25 protein-coding genes and 1 riboswitch are annotated in these 24,507 nt (G+C 60.2%); of the genes, 9 read left to right on the top strand and 16 right to left on the bottom strand.

The window, feature by feature from the left end; genetic code table 11:
• From J5M56_RS04400 to J5M56_RS04375, 6 genes are all read right to left on the bottom strand, one after another.
• On the bottom strand, nucleotides 1-840 hold the full coding sequence (locus tag J5M56_RS04400; protein ID WP_207869932.1) for a Ku protein: 840 nt from the start codon (nucleotides 838-840) through the stop codon (nucleotides 1-3).
• 67 nt (nucleotides 841-907) lie between these two features.
• Nucleotides 908-1,510, bottom strand: coding sequence for a nucleosidase (locus J5M56_RS04395; RefSeq protein WP_207869930.1), 603 nt, complete (start codon nucleotides 1,508-1,510; stop codon nucleotides 908-910).
• A 129-nt stretch (nucleotides 1,511-1,639) separates the two neighbouring features.
• Nucleotides 1,640-1,810: a KGG domain-containing protein gene (locus tag J5M56_RS04390; RefSeq protein ID WP_060477369.1), complete on the bottom strand. Its 171-nt coding sequence runs from the start codon at nucleotides 1,808-1,810 to the stop codon at nucleotides 1,640-1,642.
• 160 nt (nucleotides 1,811-1,970) lie between these two features.
• A complete protein-coding gene (locus J5M56_RS04385; RefSeq protein ID WP_207869928.1) occupies nucleotides 1,971-3,254 on the bottom strand; it encodes an MFS transporter in 1,284 nt (427 codons plus the stop codon).
• Nucleotides 3,255-3,258: 4 nt separating this feature from the next.
• Nucleotides 3,259-4,167, bottom strand: coding sequence for an aldo/keto reductase (locus J5M56_RS04380; RefSeq protein ID WP_207869926.1), 909 nt, complete (start codon nucleotides 4,165-4,167; stop codon nucleotides 3,259-3,261).
• An 88-nt stretch (nucleotides 4,168-4,255) separates the two neighbouring features.
• Nucleotides 4,256-5,137, bottom strand: coding sequence for a Dyp-type peroxidase (locus J5M56_RS04375; protein WP_060477366.1), 882 nt, complete (start codon nucleotides 5,135-5,137; stop codon nucleotides 4,256-4,258).
• Nucleotides 5,138-5,330: 193 nt separating this feature from the next.
• On the opposite strand from J5M56_RS04375, the gene J5M56_RS04370 reads away from it, so the two are divergent.
• Nucleotides 5,331-6,218: a bile acid:sodium symporter family protein gene (locus J5M56_RS04370; protein ID WP_186477272.1), complete on the top strand. Its 888-nt coding sequence runs from the start codon at nucleotides 5,331-5,333 to the stop codon at nucleotides 6,216-6,218.
• Here the strand turns inward: J5M56_RS04370 and J5M56_RS04365 are convergent.
• Complete coding sequence (locus J5M56_RS04365) at nucleotides 6,175-6,648, bottom strand: sterol desaturase family protein (protein ID WP_207869924.1); 474 nt, start codon at nucleotides 6,646-6,648, stop codon at nucleotides 6,175-6,177. The two genes, J5M56_RS04370 and J5M56_RS04365, sit on opposite strands and share 44 nt — an antisense overlap.
• A gap of 386 nt (nucleotides 6,649-7,034) precedes the next feature.
• Here J5M56_RS04365 and J5M56_RS04360 point away from each other — a divergent pair, with 386 nt between their 5' ends.
• Nucleotides 7,035-7,748 (top strand): MgtC/SapB family protein, encoded by a 714-nt coding sequence (locus J5M56_RS04360; protein ID WP_207869922.1) that lies wholly within the window; start codon nucleotides 7,035-7,037, stop codon nucleotides 7,746-7,748.
• On the opposite strand, the gene dksA is transcribed toward J5M56_RS04360, so the two are convergent.
• Nucleotides 7,745-8,152 carry an RNA polymerase-binding protein DksA gene (gene dksA, locus J5M56_RS04355; RefSeq protein WP_186477275.1) on the bottom strand — a complete coding sequence of 136 codons (408 nt, stop codon included), beginning with the start codon at nucleotides 8,150-8,152 and terminating at the stop codon, nucleotides 7,745-7,747. The genes J5M56_RS04360 and dksA overlap by 4 nt on opposite strands.
• Nucleotides 8,153-8,178: 26 nt before the next feature.
• Entirely contained in the window at nucleotides 8,179-8,502 is a 324-nt protein-coding gene (locus J5M56_RS27205; RefSeq protein ID WP_347709417.1) for a hypothetical protein, read from the bottom strand.
• Between J5M56_RS27205 and J5M56_RS04350 the strand changes: the two genes are divergently transcribed.
• Nucleotides 8,407-8,790: a GNAT family N-acetyltransferase gene (locus J5M56_RS04350; protein ID WP_347709416.1), complete on the top strand. Its 384-nt coding sequence runs from the start codon at nucleotides 8,407-8,409 to the stop codon at nucleotides 8,788-8,790. The two genes, J5M56_RS27205 and J5M56_RS04350, sit on opposite strands and share 96 nt — an antisense overlap.
• Here J5M56_RS04350 and J5M56_RS04345 read toward each other — a convergent pair.
• The 3 genes from J5M56_RS04345 to J5M56_RS04335 all read right to left on the bottom strand — a co-directional run bounded on the left by J5M56_RS04345 (nucleotide 8,769) and on the right by J5M56_RS04335 (nucleotide 11,605).
• Nucleotides 8,769-9,752 carry a DNA-binding protein gene (locus J5M56_RS04345; protein ID WP_207869918.1) on the bottom strand — a complete coding sequence of 328 codons (984 nt, stop codon included), beginning with the start codon at nucleotides 9,750-9,752 and terminating at the stop codon, nucleotides 8,769-8,771. The two genes, J5M56_RS04350 and J5M56_RS04345, sit on opposite strands and share 22 nt — an antisense overlap.
• A 543-nt stretch (nucleotides 9,753-10,295) precedes the next feature.
• Complete coding sequence (gene tenA / locus J5M56_RS04340; RefSeq protein WP_081016608.1) at nucleotides 10,296-10,961, bottom strand: thiaminase II; 666 nt, start codon at nucleotides 10,959-10,961, stop codon at nucleotides 10,296-10,298.
• The gene (locus J5M56_RS04335) at nucleotides 10,958-11,605 is read right to left on the bottom strand and encodes a TenA family protein (RefSeq protein ID WP_060477359.1); all 648 of its coding nucleotides are present in this window, start codon (nucleotides 11,603-11,605) and stop codon (nucleotides 10,958-10,960) included. The genes tenA and J5M56_RS04335 overlap by 4 nt, the downstream gene beginning before the upstream one ends.
• A gap of 79 nt (nucleotides 11,606-11,684) precedes the next feature.
• Nucleotides 11,685-11,798: riboswitch (TPP riboswitch) on the bottom strand.
• A 171-nt stretch (nucleotides 11,799-11,969) separates the two neighbouring features.
• Here J5M56_RS04335 and J5M56_RS04330 point away from each other — a divergent pair.
• Nucleotides 11,970-14,285 (top strand): EAL domain-containing protein, encoded by a 2,316-nt coding sequence (locus J5M56_RS04330; protein ID WP_207869916.1) that lies wholly within the window; start codon nucleotides 11,970-11,972, stop codon nucleotides 14,283-14,285.
• A 65-nt stretch (nucleotides 14,286-14,350) separates the two neighbouring features.
• A complete protein-coding gene (locus J5M56_RS04325; protein ID WP_207869914.1) occupies nucleotides 14,351-15,304 on the top strand; it encodes a site-specific integrase in 954 nt (317 codons plus the stop codon).
• A 25-nt stretch (nucleotides 15,305-15,329) separates the two neighbouring features.
• Here the strand turns inward: J5M56_RS04325 and J5M56_RS04320 are convergent, their stop codons facing one another.
• A complete protein-coding gene (locus J5M56_RS04320; protein ID WP_207869911.1) occupies nucleotides 15,330-16,805 on the bottom strand; it encodes a helix-turn-helix transcriptional regulator in 1,476 nt (491 codons plus the stop codon).
• Nucleotides 16,806-17,002: 197 nt separating this feature from the next.
• Between J5M56_RS04320 and J5M56_RS04315 the strand changes: the two genes are divergently transcribed.
• Nucleotides 17,003-17,989: a hypothetical protein gene (locus J5M56_RS04315; protein ID WP_060477355.1), complete on the top strand. Its 987-nt coding sequence runs from the start codon at nucleotides 17,003-17,005 to the stop codon at nucleotides 17,987-17,989.
• 74 nt (nucleotides 17,990-18,063) lie between these two features.
• Nucleotides 18,064-18,243 (top strand): CsbD family protein, encoded by a 180-nt coding sequence (locus tag J5M56_RS04310; RefSeq protein ID WP_060477354.1) that lies wholly within the window; start codon nucleotides 18,064-18,066, stop codon nucleotides 18,241-18,243.
• An 81-nt stretch (nucleotides 18,244-18,324) separates the two neighbouring features.
• Here the strand turns inward: J5M56_RS04310 and J5M56_RS04305 are convergent, their stop codons facing one another.
• Together J5M56_RS04305 and J5M56_RS04300 are read right to left on the bottom strand one after the other, a co-directional pair.
• Nucleotides 18,325-19,464 (bottom strand): glycerate kinase, encoded by a 1,140-nt coding sequence (locus tag J5M56_RS04305; RefSeq protein ID WP_186477283.1) that lies wholly within the window; start codon nucleotides 19,462-19,464, stop codon nucleotides 18,325-18,327.
• Nucleotides 19,465-19,576: 112 nt separating this feature from the next.
• Complete coding sequence (locus J5M56_RS04300; RefSeq protein ID WP_207869909.1) at nucleotides 19,577-20,674, bottom strand: sugar diacid recognition domain-containing protein; 1,098 nt, start codon at nucleotides 20,672-20,674, stop codon at nucleotides 19,577-19,579.
• Nucleotides 20,675-20,837: 163 nt separating this feature from the next.
• Here J5M56_RS04300 and J5M56_RS04295 point away from each other — a divergent pair, with 163 nt between their 5' ends.
• Together J5M56_RS04295 and J5M56_RS04290 are read left to right on the top strand one after the other, a co-directional pair.
• A complete protein-coding gene (locus J5M56_RS04295) occupies nucleotides 20,838-22,166 on the top strand; it encodes an MFS transporter (protein WP_207869907.1) in 1,329 nt (442 codons plus the stop codon).
• 128 nt (nucleotides 22,167-22,294) lie between these two features.
• Complete coding sequence (locus J5M56_RS04290; RefSeq protein WP_207869905.1) at nucleotides 22,295-23,815, top strand: apoptosis inducing factor family protein; 1,521 nt, start codon at nucleotides 22,295-22,297, stop codon at nucleotides 23,813-23,815.
• On the opposite strand, the gene J5M56_RS04285 is transcribed toward J5M56_RS04290, so the two are convergent.
• Entirely contained in the window at nucleotides 23,812-24,507 is a 696-nt protein-coding gene (locus J5M56_RS04285; protein ID WP_186477287.1) for a TraX family protein, read from the bottom strand. The two genes, J5M56_RS04290 and J5M56_RS04285, sit on opposite strands and share 4 nt — an antisense overlap.

Here is a 24,507-nt window from a genome sequence, read left to right as displayed (position 1 = left end):
TCACGACGCTTTTCGCGAGCGTTTGGTGGTTTTCTTCGTGGCCGCAGGTTTCTTGCCACCTAAGCTGCGCTTCAACAACTCGGTGAGGTCGATGATATCGGCGCCTTTCTCGGCTGCGTCGCCCTCGCCTTTTTCCACCACGGCGATCTTGCCTTTACTGGCCTTTTCTTCAACAAGGTCCATGATCGTCTGACGAAACGCATCGTGATACTCGTCGGGCGCCCAGGGCCCGCTCATGTCCTCAACCAGCCGCTTGGCCATGGCCAACTCACGCTTGTCTGGCTTGCTTTCGGTAACCGTCTTGTCCAGCTCGAGGCTATCCAACCCACGCACTTCCTCGGGCCAGCGCAAAGTGATCATCACGACGGCATCGTCCAGCGGTCGTAGCAAAGCCAAGTGCTGGCGGGTATGCAGCACTACCGTTGCCAGCGCCACCTTACCGGTACTGGCCAATGTTTCACGCAGCAACGCATAGACCTTGCCACCTCGCTTGTCGGGGCTCAGGTAATAGGGCGTGTCGAAATGCTGGAGTGGGATTTCTGCCGCATCGACAAACGAGAAAATATCGATGGTCTGCGTGGCTTCGGGGCGGGCCTTGCGAATCTCGTCTTCGCTGATAACCACGTATCGGCCCTTCTCGTATTCAACGCCTTTGACGATATTGTCCTTGTCGATTTCCTTGCCGGTGACCTTGTTGATGCGCTTATAGCCTACTGGCTCCATGCTGCGCTTATCGAGCCAGTCAAAATCGACGCGCTCGGTACGCACAGCGGTATTGAGTGAAACCGGTATATGCACCAAGCCAAAACTGATAGCGCCTTTCCAGATAGCCCTGGCCATTACAGGTACCCTCCCGATTCGGATAGTAGGACTGATACCTGAAATGACTACCGCTAGCGGCGAAGGTTTACTCCAGACGCGCAACCGGATGGCTGAACAGCACCCGTTTGAAAGCCTCGGCGGCCAGGTGCACCTGCACGGCCCAATCATCGGCAGCATCGCTGCCAGCGTCATCTGAAACGTACTTCAGGCAAACGAAAGGTATGCCTTCATTGCGCGCGATCAGCGCAAACACATAGGCTTCCATGTCGACGACGTCGTAGGGGGCATCACCGTGGTTGATCTCGAAGCTGTCGCCGCTGCCGCAGGTTTCCAGCGGCAGGCCATCAATTGCATGACCATGCTCCAAAATCACAGGGGTATCGGAGAGTGGCGTCTGGTAGCGGGCGAAACCTAGCGGGGTCACGTCCATGTCGCGCTGCACGAAACGCGTGCAACACACAACCTCACCTTTGCCATGGCGCTGGCTACCGGCCGAGCCGAGGTTCACGATCAGTTTGGGGCGTTGCTGCGCTATCGCCTTGGTCAGAGCAACCGCGGCATTGACCTTGCCAATACCGGTGAACAATGTGTTCATACCGGTGAACACATCCCCTGCTTCGGCTTCCAAGGCAAATACGAACAAAATGTCGGAGGGAGAGATAGTGGGAAACTGCTGGGTCAGCATCATGGAGCTGGGATTCCAAATGGCATGCGGTTGAAGCATGCATTCTGTGCAATCGATTGCCGATTGCAACCCTCCCATTTGCCACAGCCTGTGTCTGCAGTGCCAGGGCGCCCCGGCACTGCATACCATCAGTTACGAACGCCCGCCCTTGCGGCCTGATTCGTGATCCTGGTGCGCTGCGCCTCCTGAGGCTTGGCCACCTTTACGGCCCGCTTCGGATGCCTTTTGCTTGTCGTTTGCAAAGTTGCCTGGATTCTTGTTGCCGCCCTGGCTGCCGCTGCGGCTGTTGTCTTTGTTGGCCATGGTGTGGAACCTCATTTGGCTTGAGAATGGACGGCGTTGTGCCGTACATAAATTCCGAGTCCAGCCCCCGCGCAAGATTCGCTTTATCGCCAAGCCGTCAGACCGGTGGCCCTAATAAACCGTTCAGGGTGTATTTGGTGCGCGAATAGCCGCTTCATGGCTACGCCGACTTCGACGCTTCCTTGAGCTGATGTTGGCGGCCCAGCCAGTGCCCGACGACGCCCCAGCCCAATGCGATCAACGCTGCGATCATAAGCGTTGCTTGAGGATGGTCAGCTAACGCATCAAGCCCTCGCTTGACCCAGCCGCCAAGCGCATCACCGCCGCGATAGACCACCGTGTCGATGAAGTTCTTGGCCTTGTATTTATCCTCGGCCGGCAGCACGGTGAACAGCATCTCGCGGCCCGGCCTGACCAAGGCGTACTCACCGGCGCGCCTCACCACCATTACAACCACAAATACCGCGAACACGGGGGCAAAGGCCAGCCAAACGAACCCGGCGGCGATCACTAACGGAACGGCCACCAGTAACACCCCGACCCCCAGGCGTCTGGCCAGGCGCCCGGTAAGAAACAGCTGGGTCACGATAGCCAGTGCCTGCACTACGGCATCGATAAGCCCGAACACCTGGGTCTGGCGGGTGCGGTCGGTAAAAGTCTCACTGACGATGCGCGCCTGTTCGAAGTAGAGAAAAGTACTGACGCTGGCAAGTAACACGACGAACACGCCGATCGCCAGCAAAAAGGGAGAACGAGCAACCGCCGTAGCCCCCGCAAAAGGGTTGCCGCCCAGGGGCCGGGATGAAGCGGCCCCGCCGATGACGGCTTCCCGGTAACCATCTCGCCAGTGCTGCACGTAGGAACAGGCAGCTACGCTGCCTACCAATAGTAAAGCCGCCAGCAACAGCAGCCCTGCATGTCCCAATGGCGCCACCAGCAGCGTACCTAGAACAGGCCCACTCAGGCCGCCCATACTCGCACCGGCTGCCAGCAGGCCGAACAGGCGTTTGCCTTGGCTGGTCGAAAACAGGTCGGCAAGTACGCTCCAGGCCAGGGAAATGCTGAGTAGGTTGAACACAGACAACCAAATGTAAAAAGCCCGAGCACCCCATATCGACTCTGCATCAAAGGCAAAAAGCCACGCGAACAGCGATAACTGGCAGGCGAACAAGCCGTAGGTCCAAGGCAAGATGTGACGGCGTTGCACCTTGCTAGCCAGCCAGCCGTAAAGTGGCAGGCAAACCAATGTGGCGAGGAAAGTGCCGGTGAAGAGCCATTGAAGGTTTTCGACCCCGCCGGCTATGCCCATGGTTTCGCGCACCGGGCGCAGCATGAAATAGCCCGTGAAAAGCAAATAGAACAGCAGCCAGGCTGCTACCACCGCAGGGCCTTCGCCGGGACGGATATTCAGCCCCCGCTTAAGCCCTTCGAGCCAACTGCTCATGATCTCAGGCGAACTGCTTGATCAGCGCTTGCCGTTGCGCCTGGCTCAGCAGTGGTTCATAACCGGCTTTAAGCTGGTCGATCTGGCGATCCGGGCGGCTGGTCGCGGGGATCACCGTAGTGACTGCCGGGTGGCTTATGGCGAACTTGAGAAACAGCTGCGCCCAGCTGCCGATGCCGGCCTCGGCAGCCCACGCCGGTAGGGGCTGGCCTTTGACCCTGGCAAATAGGCGACCGTCATCGAATGCACGATTGACCAGTACAGCGACACCTTTGTCCTGACATAACGGTAAGAGCTCGTGCGCAGCTTGGGGGGCAGTGACCGAGTAATTGATCTGAATGAAATCAAGCCTCTGGCTGCGCACAATTCGCGCCAAGGACTCGTGGCCGCTATTCAAATAATGGGTGACGCCGACGTAACGCGTTTTGCCCTGCTGCTGTAGCTCCCGGGCATAGGGCAACTGCGTCTGCCAGTCGCGCAGATTGTGGACTTGCAACAGATCGACGTTGTCCGTGCGCAGGCTCTTGAGTGTTCCCAACCATTGCGCCTGGGCATCGGCGGGGTTGTCGGCAGCGATTTTTGTGGCGATGAAACATTGGTGATGCCAGCCGCCCTCTTCCAGCAACTGGCCCAGAATGCTGTCAGCACCACCATAATTGGGCGAGGTATCGATGACTTTGCCACCCCCCTGGAAGAAGGCTTGGAGAACCTGCTTGAGCTGCTGGTACTCCGGGGAGTTGGCTGCTACCTCGAAGCTGCCGGAAGTGCCGGCACCGATGATTGGCAGAGCCTCGCCCGTGGCTGGAATAATACGGGTCAGCAAGCCGCCCGTGCTGCCTGCATACAACCAGGGCGTGGCGGCTGCTACGGATAGAGTCGCGCCAGCGCGTAAGACATCGCGACGTTTAAGCATAGGAAAGCTCCCGCCCCGGAGGGAAACTTTCAAGGCTAGCCGTTGAGGCCTGAACTGATCGGCGATTCTGTATCCGGATGTAAAATGACTAAGCCTGCAACAGCGCCCGCAAGTCCAGGCCGCCCTCGCCCATGGGGGGGCACCAGTAGTAGCCGCCGGTCAATGGCCGGCTAAAACGGTATAAAGCATCAGTGACGCCATCTTCCAGGCCGCTCATACGCCGCAACTGGGCTTCGAAAGCCTCAAAGCTGCGGCCGAGGGCGACGAATGCCAAGCCAGCACCGCGATTATCGGCCCAAGATACCGAGCGGCGGACCATGAAAGCTTCTGGCGCATAGCTTTCCTGCGCCGTACGCTTGACATGGGCAGACGCTGGGGCGTCATCAAGCTCTTCGTTGTCGCTCAGGCGGCGGCCGATGATATTGTCCTGATCGGCTTGAGGCAGCGCCTTGAAATACGACAGGTCATGTTTCCAGAGCTGGAAGGCGGCAAAGCTCGAACCGTCCATACCCGGCTGACCGTTAGCCAGAATGGCGGCGTGCACAGCATCGTCGTCGGAGGGGTTTTCAGTGCCATCTTCGTAACCGGTCAGGTCAAGGCCACCGCGATGCAGGAAACCATCGACGCTATCGGCCAGGCGCAACGCGGGTGCCAGCATCTGTTCAAGTGCCTGGGCTTGCAAAACCAGATCACCGCGTTCATCGCTGCGTAGCCACAACCAAAGCGCGTGCTGAGTACTTGGGTTTTCCACGGCGGCGTCAAGCTGTGGGAACGCACGCAAGCCTGGGATGTCGCGGCCTAGGGCTTTGACCAAGGGTGCGCCGATACCAAGGATCAGGCTACGGCCGTCTACGTGTGGCAACAGGGTATCCAGTACCGCGGGCAACGCCTCGGGCGACTGCAGGGCGAAGAACAGGTGACGAGCGTGCACCGGCACGGGCGTAGCAAGCAGACCTTGTTGGAAAGGCATTACAGGCGAATCCTCGGCAAAAAAGCGAATGCTACTGCGCCAAGAGCCCTATCGCAACGCGATATGGCGACGCTCTGTGCCGCAGTTTAGCGAGTGTTCGGTAACAACTGGTAAACAAGTGCTGGCTCAGTGCAATCATACAACGCCTAGAGCCCACCTAGACTGCTTGCATCCTTCACCCGAGTGCCCGCCCATGACCGCATCCCCGTTGCTGACCGCATTTCTTCCTTTGGCGCTTGGCATCATCATGCTCGGCCTAGGATTGTCTTTGACCATGGCCGATTTCGCTCGCGTGCTGAAATACCCAAAGCCGGTGATGATCGGCCTGTTTTGCCAAATCCTCCTACTGCCATTGGTATGCTTCCTCATTGCGAATGGGTTTGGCCTTGAAGCGGCGCTGGCGGTCGGCCTGATGTTGCTTGCAGCGTCACCAGGGGGCACCACCGCCAATCTGTTCAGCCACCTGGCCCACGGCGATGTGGCGCTGAATATCACCCTGACGGCGGTGAACTCGTTGATCGCTATCCTGAGCATGCCGCTGCTGGTCAACCTGTCGTTGAGCTATTTCATGGCGTCGGACCAAGCCATCCCACTGCAGTTCGCCAAGGTGCTGCAGGTATTCGCTATCGTGCTACTGCCGGTGGCGCTGGGCATGCTGATCCGTCACTGGGCACCGCGCTTCGCTGCGCGGATGGAAAAGCCCATGAAGCTTGTGGCAGCGCTGTTTCTGGCCTTCACCATCGTTCTGGCCTTGGCCAAGGACTGGCAGACCGTAGTGGAATATGCCCCGGTGGTGGGTTTGGCGGCCCTGTTGTTCAACTTGATCAGCCTTGCTGTTGGCTACTGCGTACCTCGCTTGCTCAATATTCCCAAGCGCCAGGCCATCGCTATCGGCATGGAAATCGGCATCCACAACGGCACGCTGGCCATCGCCCTCGCGCTCAGCCCATCGCTGCTCAATAACGCGACGATGGCAGTTCCAGCGGCCCTGTACAGCCTGATCATGTTCTTCACCGCCGCAGGGTTCGGCTGGTGGGTCAGCCGCGGCCGCGTGGCCAGCGCGCCTGCAACTGGCGCTTGAGCACCTTCAGCGGTGGCGCATAGAAGAAGCCGAAGGACACACAGCCGGTGCGCCCCTTCACGGCATGGTGCAGTTGATGAGCGCGGTGCAGACGTTTGAAGTAACGGTTGACCGGGCGTGGCGCGCGCGGCCAATGCCGGTGGAAGAGACCGTCGTGGGCCAGTACGTACAATACCCCATACCCTGCCACCCCTGCGCCCACCCATTGCAGCGGAGCATGGCCAGCTTTGCCCAAAGCGATGAGCGCGGCGGCGATCAGCGCCAGCGCAAGTAGGTACAGGTCGTTGGTTTCCAGCATGCCCAACTGCGGCTCATGGTGCGAGCGGTGCAGCCACCAGCCCCAGCCATGCATGACGTACTTGTGGGCCAGCGTACCGACACCTTCCATGGCCACCAAGGTGCTGAGCAGCACAACGAGATTGAACAGCATGTAACGATCCGGGCAATGGCGGAGAATGGCGCAAGGGTAACCAGTGCCCCGGTTTTTTGCCATGCCGGTGGCGCAGGTTGTAGGAAATTTCCTGATGAAGCCCTTGTCATGTTTCAACCCTTGACCCTCGGAGCTTGGCGGCGTAAGGTCCGCAACGCAATTTCGCCCCCCCCGAACAGGAGCCCTGCTTTGGACAGTAGTCCCAGTCGCTTGCGACAGGCCCACAAGGCGAGCTAGTCCGGCAGTTTCCTGCCACTGTCTCGCCAAAAGTCAGACAGTGGAACCTCTGAGCCTATTAGGCATTACTTCCCCTTCTCTTTCGTGGTCCTGCGCTTATTTCTGGTTTTTTTAACCGTGCGGGCGTACGCCCGTGAAAGAGGTTTGCTATGGATTGGAAAGTCTTTCTTCTGCGTGTTGGCGTCGCCCTGCTGCTGGGCGCTCTGATCGGTGCCGAACGCCAACTGCGCCAACGCCTGACCGGGCTGCGTACCAATGCCCTGGTCAGCACGGGCGCCTGCCTGTTCGTGCTGATGACCCAGGCGGTGCCGGGCATGGCCCCGGCAGACGCGTCGCGAGTTGCCGCCTATGTTGTGTCGGGTATCGGTTTCTTAGGTGGTGGCGTGATCATGCGCGATGGCTTCAATGTGCGTGGCCTGAACACCGCCGCTACGCTCTGGTGCACCGCAGCTGTCGGTGTGTTGTGCAGCCTGGGCCTGCTGCTGGAGGCAGTGTTGGGCAGCCTGATGGTGCTGTGTGCCAACATCCTGCTGCGCGACATCGCCCAACGGCTTGACCGCCAGGAAGTGCTACCGGCTAGCGAAGTGGAACAGCATTATGAAGTGCGCATCATTTGCCGCGCCGAGGATGAGATACAGGTACGCAGCCTGATGCTGCATAGCTTCGGCGACCCGCAATTGCGCCTGCAGTCATTGCACAGCGAGGATCTGACTAACCCTGCTCGCCTGGAAGTGCGCGCAGAGCTGCTCGGCAACCCGCAAGCCCCGGCACAACTGGAACGGCTAGTCAGCCGGGTTAGCCTTGAAAAAGGCGTGAGCTCGGTGCGCTGGCAGTTGCAGCCTCAGGTCATGGCGGCTGACTAGCGCTCATCGCGCAGGTGCCGCTCTTTCTGCTCCTGACGCTCCTTGGCCTCAATGCATAGGGTTGCGGTTGGGCGCAGGAGTAGCCGTCGCAGGCCGATTGGCTCCCCGGTTTCCTCGCACCAGCCGTACTCACCACGGGCCAGGCGCTCCAGTGCCTGGTCAATCTTGTCGAGGAGCTTCTTCTCCCGCTCCAGGGAACGCAGCCTCCACTGTCGTTCCTCCTCTGCACTGCCGATATCAGCCGGGTCGCTAAGCACCTCTTGTTCGCGCAAGGCCTGAAATTCTTCCTCGATCCGAGCTTGCAGATCAGCGCGTTGATCCAGCAGAAGTCTACGGAAAAATTGCTGTTGGACTTCGTTCATGTAGGCTGCAGGCGCTTGGCTGAGCAGTTCATCTTCTGTCATCTAGGCACTCTCGCTTAACCGAAAAGTCAAAGTGTTACGTTATAACGATTGAAGTGCAAGCTTCGCGCTACCATCACTTTGGCCCGCCAGCCCATCAAAGGATCATCAGCATGCACATCCGCCCCACCCTGCCTTCTGATATCAGTCGATTGATCGAGATTGAACACTCTGCGGCCCAAGCTTTTCGGCAGTTTCCGGAGCTGGCGTGGTTGGCAAGGGCCGAGGGGCTTGATAGGGATGCGCACACAGCCTTCATCGCGGCCAGTGCCAGTTGGCTGGCCGAAAATGATCAAGGCCAGGCCGTGGGTTTCGTGTGCTTGACCATTGAGGAGCAGGCGCTGCATGTCCACGAGCTATCGGTGAGGCTGCAGTCGCAGGGCAAAGGAATCGGCAGGTGCTTACTGGACAAGGTGTGTGCCCTAGCACGCCTGAGTGATCTGCCCATGGTGACCCTGACCACATTTGCCCATGTGCCTTGGAATGGCCCTTTTTATACAAAATACGGTTTCGAGGTACTCGAAGAGCAACGCCTTGGGGCCAGGTTGCAAGCTGTTCTTGCAACTGAGCGCGCTCAGGGTTTGCCCAGGCGCTGCGCGATGGGCCTGTTGCTAAGCACTCAGGATGCAGAGGGCGGTTGAGGGAGGCTTCCATCGCCGACTGCATCGCGTTTTTGCAGTTCATCCTTGAGCAGTTGCAGTTGCCTGGCCTGCTCGATGGAAATAGCACGACTGTTTTCCAGGCTCTGTGCCTGCGCCTGAAATTGACGGCGCATCTCATCGCTGGCGCCTTGAGCCTGGGCCAAGATCGTTCGCAGCCCCTGGATCTGCGCATCGCGTTGTTCAAGTAGCTCGTCTTTGACCTTGCATTCACTGGCCGCCTGACGATGCTCACCGAGCATACGTTCGTTGTCGCGATGCAAACGAGTCAGCTCGTCCTGTTTGACGATCATGCCCTGCTGCAATTGACGCAGTTCCACCTGCAGTTGCTGAACCTGCGCTTCTTGTCTGCGCTGGTCTTGCTCACGCTGTTCGCGACTGGCGCTGCGGTAGTGCTCTAGTGCCTCGCGCGCATGGCGGTGCTTGTCCTCCAACGAGCGGATTTGTTCATCCTTGTCTGCCAGACGCACCTGCAGCTCACCCAATGACTGATTGAGGCTGGCATTACGCAATTGCTCGGCCTGCAGGGAGTTCTGTGCGGTGACCAGGCGCTCGGACTCTGCCGCCAGGGCAGTGGCTTGAACCTGATTTTGCTGCTCAGCAGCCGCCAGCGCCAACTGGGCTTGTTGTAAAAGATTCTCTAGCTGTTGCCGCTCCTCAAGAAACGCAGCCTTGGCCTGTTCAATACGGATATTGCCCTCTTCCTCCACCTGAGCAGCCAGTTGCGAAACCAGCTTGGTGAGCGCATCACTAAGCGCCGCCTGGCCCTGCAGGCCGGCAGGCTTGGAGGCCTCCAACTCCTTCAAGTAGCGGTGGATGGTGGTCTTTGAGCCGGTATTACCCAGTTCGATACGTACTGCATCGATGCTGGGGTATTCGCCCCGGGCGATCAGGACTTGCCGAGCCTGCTGCACTACTGCTTTGTTGATACCACCCCGGGCCATGGTTACTCCTACTATTTCGTAGCATGGTACGTACCATGTATTTACATGTGATTTTTGCTCTTTCAAGAACGAATTTCAAGATCTTTCTCAGATGGAATAATCACGGTTTATCACATGTATGTGCAGGCAAGCCAAGCAGTACGGTGCTGAATGCACGCTTAAGTCGGCACAAGGGTCGAGAGGGCTGGTTATGCTCGGCCACTTCATGAAATCGCTGCCAATCAGCGATGACTCCTGGCGCCGAGTGGGCAGGGCTTCGGGGTGCCTTTGGGAAGGTCCAGAGTCAAGCAGCGCGCCGAGATCGACCTTGAGCCGCGCACTTTCCTAGCTGCGCACCATCAGTCAGTAGCTCAAGTGAGATTGGAAGGGCAATTCAGGTAACTGCGCGACCGGAATCTAACAACTAGCAGCAGCGTGGCTGCTGCCAGTCGAGTCGGACAATGCGCTGGGCACTAGGAAAGGGCTGGCGCACTTATGTGCGTAGGTATGGTGCGGGGCGCTTTACGTCTACATGCGCACTGACGGGGATGACCGCTGCTCGGGTCAACGTTGTGCATCGAGCCCCATCTGCCAGAAATCTGCCTCTAGCCGCGATGCCTGACCGAAAATCTGCGCCAACTCGATGAACCGCTGTTCAGTCATGCTTCGCGCTGCCAGCTCATCCAAGTGCTTGCGCGCCGCCGCTGCCACGCCTTGGTAAGCCTCGCCGGCATACTCGCTGATCCATTCTCGGTACGGGTGCTGGCTCAAGTCGCCAATACGCTGCGCGAGTGTGCGGCCGATTTCGGCGTAACCGATTACACAGGGTGCCAGCGCCACATGCAGTTCGAGCAAATCACCTGCTGCGCCGCAATCCAGAACGTAGCGGGTGTATGCCACAGTCGCCTGATGCTCCGGTGCTGCCTGAATGTCGGCTTGCGACAAGCCCCACCGCGCGCACAACCTAAGGTGCAGTTCGGTCTCGTCAAGTATTGCTGCAAGGCCGGACTGGGCCGCACGAATGTCCGCGGGCAGGCGGCTTTTGTAAGCCGCCAGTGCCCAGGCACGGGCGAATTGAATGAGAAACAGATAATCCTGGATCAGATAAGTCCGAAAGGCCTCTTCGGGCAAAGTGCCCTCGCCCATCTGCCGGACGAAATCGTGATCGACATAACTATTCCACTGCGTGCTGCCAGCGGACTTCAAACGTTCGAAAATATCCATGCTCAGGCCTGCTCGTGGTAAACGGCATCGAAGAAAGACAGTTCCAACGCCACCGTCCGTGCGAAGAAATCGCTGGCCACCGCCGCCTCTTTTGGCCCTACCCGGTCCAGTTCGGCTTTGAGAAACCCTACGAAATCACAGAACGCTGGGTTGTCATGCAGCGTGATCCATTCGGCGTAGACGAAGTTGTCAGGCAATGGCTTGGGTGCCTTGAGCGCCCAGTCCAGGTAAAGCCCCTCCGCCACATTGAGCACGGCCAGGGCCGCTGCATAAGAGCGAGTATCAGCAGCCTCGCGCATGATCGCCTTGAAACCTGCGGTGGGCGCGGTATCGGCAGGTTGCATACGTTGCGCCTCACTGACGCCCAACGCCTGGAAGGCGCGTAGGAAGTAGGTGTTTTCATCGCTGCAGATCATGCCCGCGAAGCGGCCAAAGCGCAGACGAGCTTCATAAGTATCCGCGCTGGCGATGGCAGCGCCAAGCAGGGTCACGAAGCTATCGAGAAAGCGGTGATCCTGGATCAGGTAACGGATCATAACCTGATCCGGCACGCTGGCCGTGCAAAGCTCGGTGACGAATCGGTGTTCAACCGCCGCTGACCAGGTCGATTGGTTCTGACGTTGCAAAGTATCGCTGAAGCGTTCAGCCATGCTGCTCTCCCCCTTGGGAATGACAGCGAGACCTTTGTGGCTTGGCATGGTGTGGCCTCGCAGTGAGGCCGGCTAAAAGGCAGGTCGGCAGTCCCATCCCTTCGCCGGCATGATCCGGATCAGGTTCGAAGGGTCACCGCGCTGCTATGCCAGCGGTTTCTCAGCCCGTTGCAGGGCTCCCCTTGGTAGGCGACAGATATACAGCGCCAGACTCCGCTTGTCATCATTGGCCTGGTGCACGTGGCCTGGGCCTTTACCTTGCCGCGCATCGAGGCAAACAGGTAAGGCATTTAGCCACTAGTCATCAGGCTGTCATCTGCTTGTCGTATTTTCATCTGATCACCCAGGGTCAGGACTACCAGCAGTGATCCGTCGCTCTCACTCTTCTACAGGCGTTCTACGCTTGTTGATCCTGACGCTCTGCGCAGCAACCCTGATCTTCCTGTGGGGGCTGTACTTCACTCAGAAGGCCGCTGCGCGCAGGGATGTGCTGGCCGCCAAGGCAGCGCAGCAGCTGAACCTTGCCAGTGTCGTTGCACAGAGCCTGTGCCAACTGGTCGACCGCACCCAGCGTATGCTCCAGATAACCCTGAGCGAGGGTAAATCCCTGAATGCCGGCAACCTTAACCTGCCCAGGCTGTTCACCGACGACCCGCTCTTCAAGGGCATAGGGCTCTATAACCGCCAGGGCCAGTTACTAGTGGCTAGCGTCGAGGGCCAACCAGCCCTCCTACCGCCCAGCTGGCTGGATCAACTGAACCTGCACGCCAGGCAATTCGGATTCACGCCCTTCCTGCTCCCGCCCCCCCTGCCAGCCCCGCTCGACTGGCATCAGTTCTTCATGCTGCCGCTGCCGGGCCTCAATGGTGATGAGCCAAACACGCTTGTTGTTATGCAGCTCGACCTGAGTTACCTAGGAGCATTGTTGCAGCCTATCGATCTGGGCGAGAGCGGCTTGGTACGGCTGCTCCAGAGCAATGGCCAGGAACGCCTGCACATCGATACCCACGCAATGCCGGTGGCAGGCGACAGCTTCGCACCGGGCATGGCGGATACCGGCCAGCGCGCTGGGCAAATGACACAGTTCGTTGACGGCGTTCCCTATCAGAGCCTGTATCGCAGCGTGCCTGAGCACGCTTTCAGCGTAGTGGTCAGCCAGCGGTATGACCAAATGCTGGCCCCTTGGGCAAAAGCTTACGCACGCCAGTTATGGTTCAACCTAGGTATGACACTGGTGATTCTCACCGGTTTGGCCTGGGCCTTGCGCCTACTGCGCAAGCGTCAAGAGGCGTTTTGCGACCTCGAGCACGCTCAGCAGGTCAACCAGCAGTTGATCGGCCGGCTCGAGGCCGAGCACCGGCGCAGCAGCCACGCGGCTGCGACCGACCACCTGAGCGGCCTACACAACCGCCGCCAGTTCGTCGAAATGGCCGAGCAAGCGCTGACCCGACAGCGGGGCAAGCGCTGTTTGATGGCTATCCTGTTCATCGACATGGACCGCTTCAAATCGATCAACGACTCTCTGGGGCACAAAATTGGCGACCTGCTGCTGCAGGCGGTGGCCGGGCGCATACGCCGGCTGCTTGAGCCTGGGGATGAGGCGTCACGCTTTGGCGGTGACGAATTCGTGGTGCTGCTGGCCGGCGAACGCAGTGAGGAACAGATCACCGTCTGGGTGCACACACTGGTAAAAAAACTTTCGGCCACCTATGCCCTCGATGGCCAAGAGGTCAATACCAGCCCGAGTGTCGGGGTCAGCATCTGCCCGCGCGACGGCCAGGACATCGACAGTTTGATACGCTTTGCCGACGCTGCCATGTACTGCGCCAAGCAGGCTGGCCGTGCGCAGTATCGGTTTTTCGACCCATCGCTCAACCGCTCCGATATTCAGGCCTTTGCACTCGAACAGGCCTTCGGCAGCGCCTTGAGCGGGCGGCAGTTCGTGCTGCACTACCAGCCTCAAGTCCGCCTGGATAACCATCGTGTGCTCGGCTATGAAGCTTTGGTAAGGTGGGACCACCCCGATTTCGGGCTGCTTTATCCGGACAGATTTATCGATCTTGCCGAGCGCAGCGGCTTCATCATTGAGCTTGGCTGGGAGGTGTTGCGTTTGGCGTGCGAAGACCTCGAACGCTGGCAGGCAAAGGGCCAAGAGGCCCGGCTGGCCGTCAATGTCTCAGCCATGCAGTTGCGTCAGGCCGACTTCAGTACCCGCTTGCTGGCCAAGCTGGAGTATCACGGCATCATGCCCCATCGCCTGGAGCTGGAAATCACCGAAACCACCATTCTTGACTCGCAAGGCACCGCAATCGATCACCTGCATCGCCTGCGCGCTGCCGGCCTGGGCATCAGCCTGGATGACTTCGGCCGCGGCTATGCGGGCTTCGCGCACCTGCAATCGCTGCCACTGAGCAAACTGAAGATCGACCGCTCGCTGATCGCCCCCTTATCCAACAGTTACGACGACAGTCCAATCGTGTCATCGACCATCATCCTGGCCAAACGGCTGGGCCTGGAAGTGGTGGCCGAAGGCGTCGAGACCCGTGAGCAAGTGGTGTGCCTGAAGCTAGCTGGCTGCGATATCGCCCAGGGTTATCACTTCAGCCGCCCCCTGTCGGCAGCGCAGTTGCGCGAATATCCACCGTTCAACGGCTGCGAGGAAAAACCTTGCCTGGCGTGAGCCAGACCGGACAGGCAACGCGTTAGGCGGTATGGTGTCGGCAATACGAAGCTGGCCACACTCCCATGACCGACATCGAGCGTTACGTCCGCGCCGCTACCCGTGACAACACCCGGCGCAGCTACCGGGCCGCCATCGAACATTTCGAGGCCCACTGGGGTGGTTTCTTGCCCGCCACGGCCGAGAGCATCGCCCGCTATCTGGCCGACCATGCCGAGCAGCACGCGGTCAGCACCCTGCGCCAACGCCTTGCCGCGCTGAGCCAATGGCACATCAGCCAAGGCTTCCCCGACCCGACCAAAGCGCCATTGGTGCGCAAGGTACTGCGCGGCATCCGCACCCTGCACCCAACGCCACCCAGGCAGGCCGCACCCTTACTGCTGCAACACCTGCAAACGGCCGTCGACTGCTTCGAGGCAGAGGCCAGGCAGGCCCGTGACTGCCATGACCTGGCAACCCTGCGCCGAGCTCGCCGGGACACCGCCTTATTGTTACTCGGCTTCTGGCGCGGCTTTCGCGGGGATGAACTGGCACGCCTGCAGGTGCAGCACATTCGCGCCGAGGCTGGTGTTGGCATAACGCTGTACCTGCCTCGCAGCAAGGGTGACCGCGAGGCTCTTGGCGTGCAACACCGAACCCCGGCATTGAAAACACTCTGCCCAGTCACGGCCTATCTGCAGTGGCTGGAGGTGGCGGGCATCGCCCATGGCCCGGTTTTTCGCAAGCTCGACCGCTGGGGCAACCTTGGCGACCTGCCGCTGCACAGCAACAGCCTGGTCGGCATGCTGCAGCGTATGCTGCAGCGCGCAGGCGTGCCGGGCACGCTGTACACCAGCCATTCCCTGCGCCGCGGCTTTGCCACCTGGGCGACCGCCAACGGCTGGGAGCTCAAGGCGCTGATGAGCTACGTTGGCTGGAAGGATGCCAAGTCGGCCTTGCGCTACATCGATGCTGCACAGGGCTTTGGCGAGCTGGCCGTGTTGCCGCAAAGCGCCCCGATCAAAGCGCTCACGCCTTGAACGCAGTAGCTGTCGAGAGTGGAGCTCAACCTACGAACAGCCTGCGCTCCCTAGCCCAGACCATCGCTTCACTGCGGCTGTGCACATCGAGCTTGGAGTACACCGTGGACACATGGTTGCGCACTGTGTTGAGGGCCAGGTTCAATCGCGAGGCTATCTCTTTGTCGGCAAGGCCTTCGCAGATCAGCGCCAAGACCTCACGCTCTCTGCGTGTCAGGTCGGTGAACGAAGCGTCAGGTAAACGGCCGGTGTTGATGCGTTTGGCATTGGCCAGCTTCTCTATCAAGGTCTGGCTGAACCACGACGCATCTTTCATGACCGCCTCGATCGCCTCGACGAGTTCCAACTCTGAGCGCTTGCGTTCGGTGATGTCCATCAGAACCAACAGGTAGCAGGGGGTGTCCTGCAGGCTAACGCTGTCGGCCTGCAGGACACAGTCCAGGCGCTCATCGGTTTTTTTTCGCAGGTTCAGGTCTAACGACTCTATGCGCCCGGTCTTCTCCAACATATCGAAGATTTGAGAGGTAACGCGTTTGTCTTCGAAAAAATCCATTTCAGCCACGGTCCTGCCGATCGACTCCTGGGCGGTGTAACCGAGCGTTTGAAGAAACGCATCATTGGCATCGATCAGCTGCTGCCGGTCTGCGCTGCACAACAGCGTTGGCACGGGGCTCAGGCGAAACGCCTTGGCAAAACGCTCCTCGCTCTGACGCAGGGCATTTTCCGCCTTGCGCCGTGGCTCAAGGTCGGTGAACGAGAACAACATGCAATCTTCCTCATGCATGTCCAACGGCTGTCCAGCCACGATGACCAGCTTCGTGCCGCCATCGGGTAAGCGCAGTTCGGCCTGCATCTGGGGAATGGTCGCGCCCTCGATCAGCCGCTCGATCGCCAGCTCTTTGCGCTCTGCGTTCTCTAGTACGTCCACCTCGTAAACAGACCTACCGATCACGTTTTCTCGCACGTGCCCGGTCATCTCCAAAAAGCCCTGATTGACTTTGATGAAACGCAAATCGCTGAGCCTGCAGATGACCGCAGGCGCCGGGTTGGCATTGAAGGTTTTTTCGAAACGCTGCTCGGCGCTGGCCCACTCGGTGGCATCGGCAATGATCAGCACCAGAGATTCAGCTTCACCTCGGCTGTCGGTCAGCACCATGCTGCGCACGCGGTGAACCCGGCTGCGCTGCTCCTCATCATCGACCCGCGCCACCTCCACAACTACGTCGCTGAACACCTCGCCTGCAGCCACCCGCGCCATTGGGTACTGCTCGGGCTCCAGCGGGTGGTTGTTGCGGTAACGCAGGGCGAAGCGCGCGCGGTAAGCCTCGGCGTTGCCTCCTAGTTGCTCCAGGCTGTCGACCCCATGCATACGCAGCGCGGCCTCGTTGGCCCAGATTATCGATTGGTCGACTTCCAGCAGGATCACACCGTCGGACAGCCCGGCGATGATTTGCTGGAGCTGACGGCGATTGGTTTCCCGGGAGAGCACGGCATCGCTCATGGCAGTTCTCCAAAGCATGTTTGGGTAGTGACTGGAGCATATAACGCTGCAATCAGGCCTAGGGTGGTGCCAATGCACTAATCGATCCGGTGCAGATGCGCCATCACAGCCTTGCATGAGACCGGCAAACTGACCCTGACGTTGCACTAGCGCTAGCAGTTGCTGGTACTTCCACTCTTCATCTCGAGGATGCATAGATGACTCAATCGTATGTGACCGCCCCAGCCAACGCTGTCAGCTCGCTGCGGGTATCCTGGAGCGCCGTGTTCGCAGGCGGCGCCATCGCCTTGGCCAGCTACCTGGTGCTGAGTGTACTGGGCACAGCAATTGGTGCAGGCGCCGTGGACCCCATGGCCGAAGGTAATCCCTTGCGAGGCTTCGGTACGGGCGCAGGCGTTTGGTTGTTCGTCAGCACGCTGGTGTCGGTAGCAGCCGGTGCCTGGGTGGCTGGGCGTACCGCACCGACCCGTGGTGGCCTGCATGGCCTGTTGAGCTGGACAATCACCACGTTGATGGCTACCTGGCTGTTGGCGTCGCTGGCCGGTAGCGTGGTTGGCACCGCTGGCAATATCGCCGGCAAAGGCCTATCGCTCGCTGCCGACGGTGTGGCCGCCGCAGCGCCGGGGGTTGGCCAAGGCATCAAAGATCAGCTCGACAAACGTGGCATCTCGCTGGACTGGGATAGCCTGGAAGCGGAGTTGAACAAGACCCTGGAACAGACCGGCAAACCCGAGCTGAACCCTTCGACGCTGCAGAACAAGGCCGATCAGGCACAGGCCCAAGGTGAGTCGGCAGGTCAAGTGGCAGCTGAAAACCCTACCTTGGCGATCGACCAGCTCAAGCAATGGTTCGAGCGCGTGCGCAAAGCGGGTGAGCCTGCCCTGAGCGCTGCAGACAAACAAGCCTTGGTCAATATCGTCGCGGCCCGCACCGGCAAAAACCAGCAGGAGGCTGAGCAGGTGGTGGACAACTATGCCCAGGCGTATGCGCAAGCTGCCGAACAGGTCAAAGCGCTGAAGGAGCAGGCAGAGCAGCAGGCACGTGAGGCTGCCGAAGTTGCCGCCAGCAACGTCTCGAAAGCGGCCTGGGGCACCCTGGTGACCTTGTTGATCGGTGCCGCCCTGAGCTTTGCAGTCGGTCGCTTCGCACTGTCGTCACGGCAGCCCCAGGTGATTGTTGAGTGATAGAGCAGTCCAGACCCAACTACGCCTATCTGAACCACCCGATGTTAACTGATGATCATTGAAGGAGAATCTCCATGAGCAGCACTTCGGACAAAGTTAAAGGCATGGCCAACGAAGCCGTCGGCAAGATCAAGCAAGCTGTCGGCAAGGCCACCGGCAATACAGAGCTTGAAGTCAAGGGCAAGTTGCAGGAGAAAAAGGGTGAAGCCCAGCAAGTGGTGGGTGACGTTAAAGATGCCGTCAGCAAAGACTGACGCAATCGCTGGTTGAAAACGAACGGTCGCCCTCGGGCGGCCGTTCGTTTTTTTCAAGCAGGGGCTAGGGCGCGAGCGTGGTTATTTGCGTGAAGCCGATTGCCAGAGGCGGGCAATGTCAGCGGCGCGATGCTGCAACAGCTGTGCGGCGTTCGCGCAAGCCTGTTGCAAAGTCATCGGCCCGCTGGCCAAGGCAAAAGCTGCATCGATGCCGTGAGCATAAAGCTGCTGGTAACCGTCGCCCAAGGTTCCAGCCAGCACCACCACTGGCACTGCATGACGCTTGGCTACCCGTGCAACGCCCATTGGCGTTTTGCCGCGAAGGGTCTGGGCATCGAAGCGCCCTTCACCGGTGATGACCAGGTCGGCGTCGCGCATCAAGGCATCAAGCCCAGCCAGTTCGGCAACTACCTCGACACCTGGGCGAAACCGCGCACCCATGAATGCCTTGGCGGCAAAACCCATCCCCCCTGCCGCGCCGCACCCAGGATATTCACGCACGTCCTCACCCAAAAGCTGCGCGCAGTGGTCGGCGAAATGGCCGAGAGCCTGATCCAAGGCCTGCACTTGCTCGGGATTGGCGCCCTTTTGCGGGCCGAAAATAGCCGAGGCACCATTGGCGCCACATAACGGGTTATCGACATCGGCTGCTACCTCGACCTGCACCTCGGCCAGGCGGGGATCCAGGCCACTGGCGTCGATACGGGCAAGGCGCGCCAGATCCAAGCCACCCTCCTCCAGTGCGTGCCCATGAGCATCAAGCAAACGCATGCCAAGGGCCCGTAGCATTCCGCTGCCGCCGTCATTGGTGGCGCTGCCGCCTATGGCCAGTACGATACGCTGGGCTCCGGCCGCCAGCGCGGCGCCAATCAGCTCGCCGGTACCCCAGGTGCTGCTGCGGCAGGCATCTCGCTGGTCGCTTGGAACTAACTGGATGCCGCTGGCCTGAGCCATTTCAATCACTGCCGTTCGGCTTTGCGGCAGCCAGCCCCAGCCGGCCAGCACGGTTTGCCCCAGCGGCCCACGTACGCTCTGGCGACGCAGCTCACCTTCACTGGCGGCGAGGATCGCTTCCATGGTGCCTTCGCCACCATCAGCCATTGGGCATTTGACCAATTCGGCAGCGGGCCACACTTCGCCGAGGCCTTTGGCGATGGCGTCGGCGACGCCAGCAGCGTCGAGGCTGTCCTTGAACGAGTCCGGGGCGATGACGACTTTCATGGGGATTCTCCTGTCCTGATGCCTGGCATGCTGACAGTTGAGCAGCGCGCCGGCCTCAGTCGGATGCACAATTGGCGGCTACCGTTGTTTGGGCAAATGCCTGCGCCAGCGCTCACTCGACCGGCAGCAGCTGCAGACCCAGGTACAGGCTTAGCATGCCTTCCAGGCGCACTGGGTCCACTTCGCCCAGTTCAGCGATACGTTCAAGGCGGTAGCGCAGGCTATTGCGGTGGATACCCAATGCATCGGCGCAGGCTTGGCTCTGCCCATCGTGCGCGCACCAGGCCCGCAACGTGATCAGCAACTGGCCACTGGCATCCCGTGCGCGAATGCGCTGCAGCGGTTCAAGCAACTCGTCCAGGGCATCTTCGTTGCGATGGCGCCACAGCAGGGCTGGCAGACGGTAGCGAGCCAGGCTGAGCAGACGAACATGGGGCAACACCTCGCGGCCGTAGGCCAGCAAGTCCCGCACGCGCCGGTAACCTCGCCGCAGTTGCTCAAGGCTTTGCGCCGGGTTGCCAAGCGCCACACGCTCGACATCCCAGCCATGGCGTTGCAGGCGCTCGATCAGGCGTGTTTCGTCCAGCACCTGTGCCGCTGGCCGGCACCAGAGCAGCGACTGGCGTGACGGGCTGACGCACCAGCTGTCCGGGTATCGGCTCATCAACCAGGCGGACAGGGTTTCAGCCGGTGCGCCAAGGTGCAGCTCGAACAGGCATGGCACCCGCGGCAGGTGGGGTTTGAGGCCCAATTGCTGGGCCTCGTCCAACAGCCTTGGCGAATCGCCATTGGCGCCGAGCAACAACGCCAGCAAGTCGTCGCACCGCTGACGCCGCCACTGCTGCTCGACCTGCAGGTGCCGCTGAGCCAAGAGCATTTCGGCGGTCATGCGCACCAGCTCGCCGTAGGTTCGCAACTGCTGCGGCTCGCCAGTCAGGCCCAGTACGCCAATCAAGCGGCCGTCCAGCATCAGCGGCAGGTTGACTCCAGGCTGGACGCCCTTGAGGCACCTGGCGGCGTCTGTGTCTAGCTCGACTACCCGCCCATTGGCGAGGACCAGTTGCGCGCCTTCATGGCGGGTATTGATACGCTCAGGCTCACCACTGCCCAGGATCAGACCTTGGCTGTCCATGACATTGACATTGCAAGGCAAGATGGCCATCGCTCGATCGACGATATCTTGTGCCAGGTCATGGTCCAGTTCGAACATTCAGCGGTCCTTAATCGTGTCAGCTTTTGTGATATGGCACAGCGCCGGACACGATACGCTGTGCAAACGCACAAAGACAGCCGCGCCACACTCCCCGAGACTCGACAGTGCGAGCGCCGGCACAGGCGACGCGGCGACAATCATAACAACAGAGAATCCGATCATGGCACACAGCCCAGCCTCTGACCAAGGCAACGATATCACCCGCAACGCGCTGTACCGGCGCATCACCCTGCGACTGATCCCGTTCATTTTCATCTGCTACCTGTTCAATTACCTGGACCGCGTCAACGTTGGCTTTGCCAAGCTACAGATGCTTGATGCACTCAAATTCAGTGAAACCGTGTACGGCCTTGGTGCCGGCATTTTCTTCATCGGCTATGTGCTCTGCGGCCTGCCGAGCAATCTTGCGCTCAACCGCTTCGGCCCGCGGCGCTGGATTGCTGCCATGATGATCGCCTGGGGAAGCCTGTCGACTTGCCTGCTGTTCGTCACCACGCCCACCGAGTTCTATACCCTGCGCCTGCTCACCGGGGCCGCAGAAGCTGGGTTCTTTCCTGGCGTGGTGCTTTACCTTTCGCGCTGGTTCCCCACCGACCGTCGCGGCCGAATCATGGCCCTGTTCATGTCGGCCATCCCTGTGTCTGGGCTGCTGGGCGGACCTTTCTCTGGCTGGATTCTCGAGCATTTCGCCGCTGGCCAGCACGGGCTTGCCGGTTGGCAATGGATGTTCCTGATCCAAGGCCTGCCAACCGTTGCGCTTGGCTTGTTGGCCATCAAGCTGCTTAGCGATGGTTATCAGAAAGCCGCTTGGCTGAGCCCAGCCGAGCGCCAGTTGATCGAAGCTGACCTCGCAGCCGATGCCGCCTGCAAACCAAGCACTGCCGGCGACAGCGTCCTGGCGGTACTGCGCAACCCGCTGATCTGGACCTTCGGGTTCGTGTATTTCTGCATCCAGAGCGGTGTGTATGCAATCAACTTCTGGCTGCCTTCAATCATCAAGAACATGGGCTTCGACAACCCTCTGCTGATCGGCTGGCTTAGCTCCATTCCCTATCTGCTGGCCGGTGTGTTCATGATTCTGTGCGGCCGCTCGGCGGACCTGCGCAACGAGCGCCGTTGGCACCTGGTGGTGCCGATGTTGATGGGCGCTGTGGGCCTGCTTATCGCAGTCAATTTTGCCGGCAACCCAACCATTGCCATCCTGGGATTGTCGATCGCTACCATGGGCGCACTGACCGGGCTACCGATGTTCTGGCCGATGCCCACGGCGCTGCTGAGCGCAAGCGCAGCGGTCGCAGGTTTGGCGATCATCAACTCGGTTGGGCAGATGGCGGGCTTTTTGAGCCCGTACCTGGTGGGCTTCATCAAGGACCAGACCGGTTCGACCGACGCTGCCCTTTACTCCCTGGCAGCGCTGATCGTCTTGGGCAGTCTTGTGGCCTTGCGGGTCACGCGGGCTGGCGCAAGGGGCATGGCTCGGGCTCACTGAGCCCCATGCGGCGGCTGCGGGTACCCAGCCGCCGCAACAGCTTAACCCTGCGGCACCGATCGTCAGGTCAATGCATCCGGTGCACACCCCAGGCGTCAAAGCTCCAAAGCCCTCTGTGGAGCAGCTCTATGACCCAGCATGCCGTGGCCCGTTTCGATCAACTCGACGCCAGACGCCCTATGCGCGTACAGGCCGGCAGCGAGGAAGTGATTCTCGTACGCCAGGGCAACGAAATCCATGCCTTCCAAGGCAACTGTCCACACGCGGGCGCGCCGTTGGAAGAGGGCCTGATTTGCGCAGGTGTTTTGGTTTGCCCTTGGCACAAGGCCGCCTTCGCGATCAAAGACGGTTCGGTGTGCGAACCGCCGGCGCTGGCTGGCCTGCGCAGATATCGGGCGTGGGTCGAAGACGGTGAAGTATGGGTTGATGACCAGCCGCTACCCAGAAGCGAGCCGCCCAGACGTAGTGATGCGCGCACTTTCGTGGTGGTCGGTGCAGGTGCCGCAGGTTCTGCAGCCGTAGCAACGCTGCTCGATCATGGCTTTGGCGGGCGTCTGATATGGCTGGACCAGGAGCGCCACCCCGCCTACGACCGCACCGCCCTCAGCAAATTCGTCATTTCCGGCGAGCTGTCGCCGGACGAGGTCCCTTCACTGTTGGAGCCTGAACAATTGCGCAGGGGCCAACTAGACCGGCGTATCGGCAAAGTACGTAGCTTGGATGCGAAAAAGCAACGCATCACCCTCGCCGACGGCCATCACATCGATTATGACGCTGCCTTGCTAGCCACTGGCGCTATACCTCTACGCCCAAACGTGCCAGGTATCGACCTGCAAGGCATCATGACTTTGCGCTCACGCGAAGACGCCGCCCGCCTGCTCGATGCCGCCGAACCGGGCAAACCTGTGGTGGTGGTAGGTGATGGTTTCATCGGCCTGGAGGCGGCTTCGGCGCTGCAAAAATATGGCGCGAAGGTACATGTGGTCGCCCGGCACGAAGTTCCTTTGGCCAATCAACTCGGTGATCGGATTGGCCACAGCATTCGTATGCTGCATGAACGCAAAGGCGTCACGTTCCATGCCCCAACCGAGGTCGAGCGTTTCCTCGGTGACGGCACCGTGGAGGCCGTGCAATTAGCCAACGGCGAACGGCTCGCAGCTTCGGTTGTGGTACTTGGCACGGGTGTCAGGCCGGCCACTGGTTGTGTGCAAGGTGTCCAACTGAGCGAAGACCATTCATTACCGGTAGACGCCGAGCTTAAGGTCGCGCACGGGCTTTGGGCCGCTGGCGATCTGGTGACCTTCCCCTGCGCAGGGACGCCCGTGCGTATCGAACACTGGCGTCTGGCGCAGCAGCACGGGGTCATAGCCGCCATGAACATGCTGGGTGAGCATCGCCGCTACGATGATGTGCCATTCTTTTGGACGTACCATCACGGGCGCACTTACGAGATGCTCGGGCATGCTCAGGATTGGGACCGCATCGAGTTCGTCGGGGCGCCAGAAACGGGAGAGTTTCTGGCGCTGCAATGCACCGGTGAACGGGTGCAAGCCGTGATCGCCAATGGTTATTCGGATGCCATGGCAATGCTGTCACAAAGGATGAAACAGCCTCTGAGCCTTGATGATGCCCTGAAGTTGATCGGCTAAAGGCGCAAGCCGTGGGCCTGGATCCACAGCTGTATCAGCAATAGATGCACTGGATAGAACAGATAGCCCCACCGCCGCACTGCAGGCACTGGCCAGTGCTCGACCTGTAAAAGCCGCCAACCCAGGGGTATGGCCAGCGCCGCAGAGGCCATGGTCATCCAGGTTATCGATGCGCCGAGATGCTCACGCAGCCAGCTGTTGGTCAAATTGCCCGCCACAGCGAGCGCGCCTGGCAGCAACCAGGAAAGCCCCCCTAGGCGGCGCGCTACCAACCAGCCCGCGGGCAGCAGCGCCCCCGGGAGGCCGTACATCAAGTGTCCGCTAAAGACGGCCCCTACCATCGAGGCTGCCAGCCCTACCAACTGCACGCCGATCTGCCGGTGCTGCACACCCCAAGCGATCAATAACCCCAGGGTCAGCGTTGGAATGATGTTGAGGGTTTGCGAGTCCGGCTCTACCCAACGATAGGGCCCCTCGGACAGCACTGAAAACACCAGCAGCCAGCCAAGGTAGCGCAGGTTGATCGTGCCACCGCGCGCCACATTGGTGGCCACGGCCAGGCAGAACAAGGGAAAGGCAAACCTGCCTACGATGAACAAGGCCTGAGCTTCTGGCCATATATACCGTAGGTGGTCGACAACCATTGTGATGATCGCCACCCACTTGACCAGGTCCAGCCCCGCCGAGCGCAC

Source organism: Pseudomonas sp. 51_B (assembly GCF_017491595.1).
Taxonomy (GTDB): domain Bacteria; phylum Pseudomonadota; class Gammaproteobacteria; order Pseudomonadales; family Pseudomonadaceae; genus Aquipseudomonas; species Aquipseudomonas promysalinigenes.
This window is presented reverse-complemented; position numbering and strand designations above follow the sequence as displayed.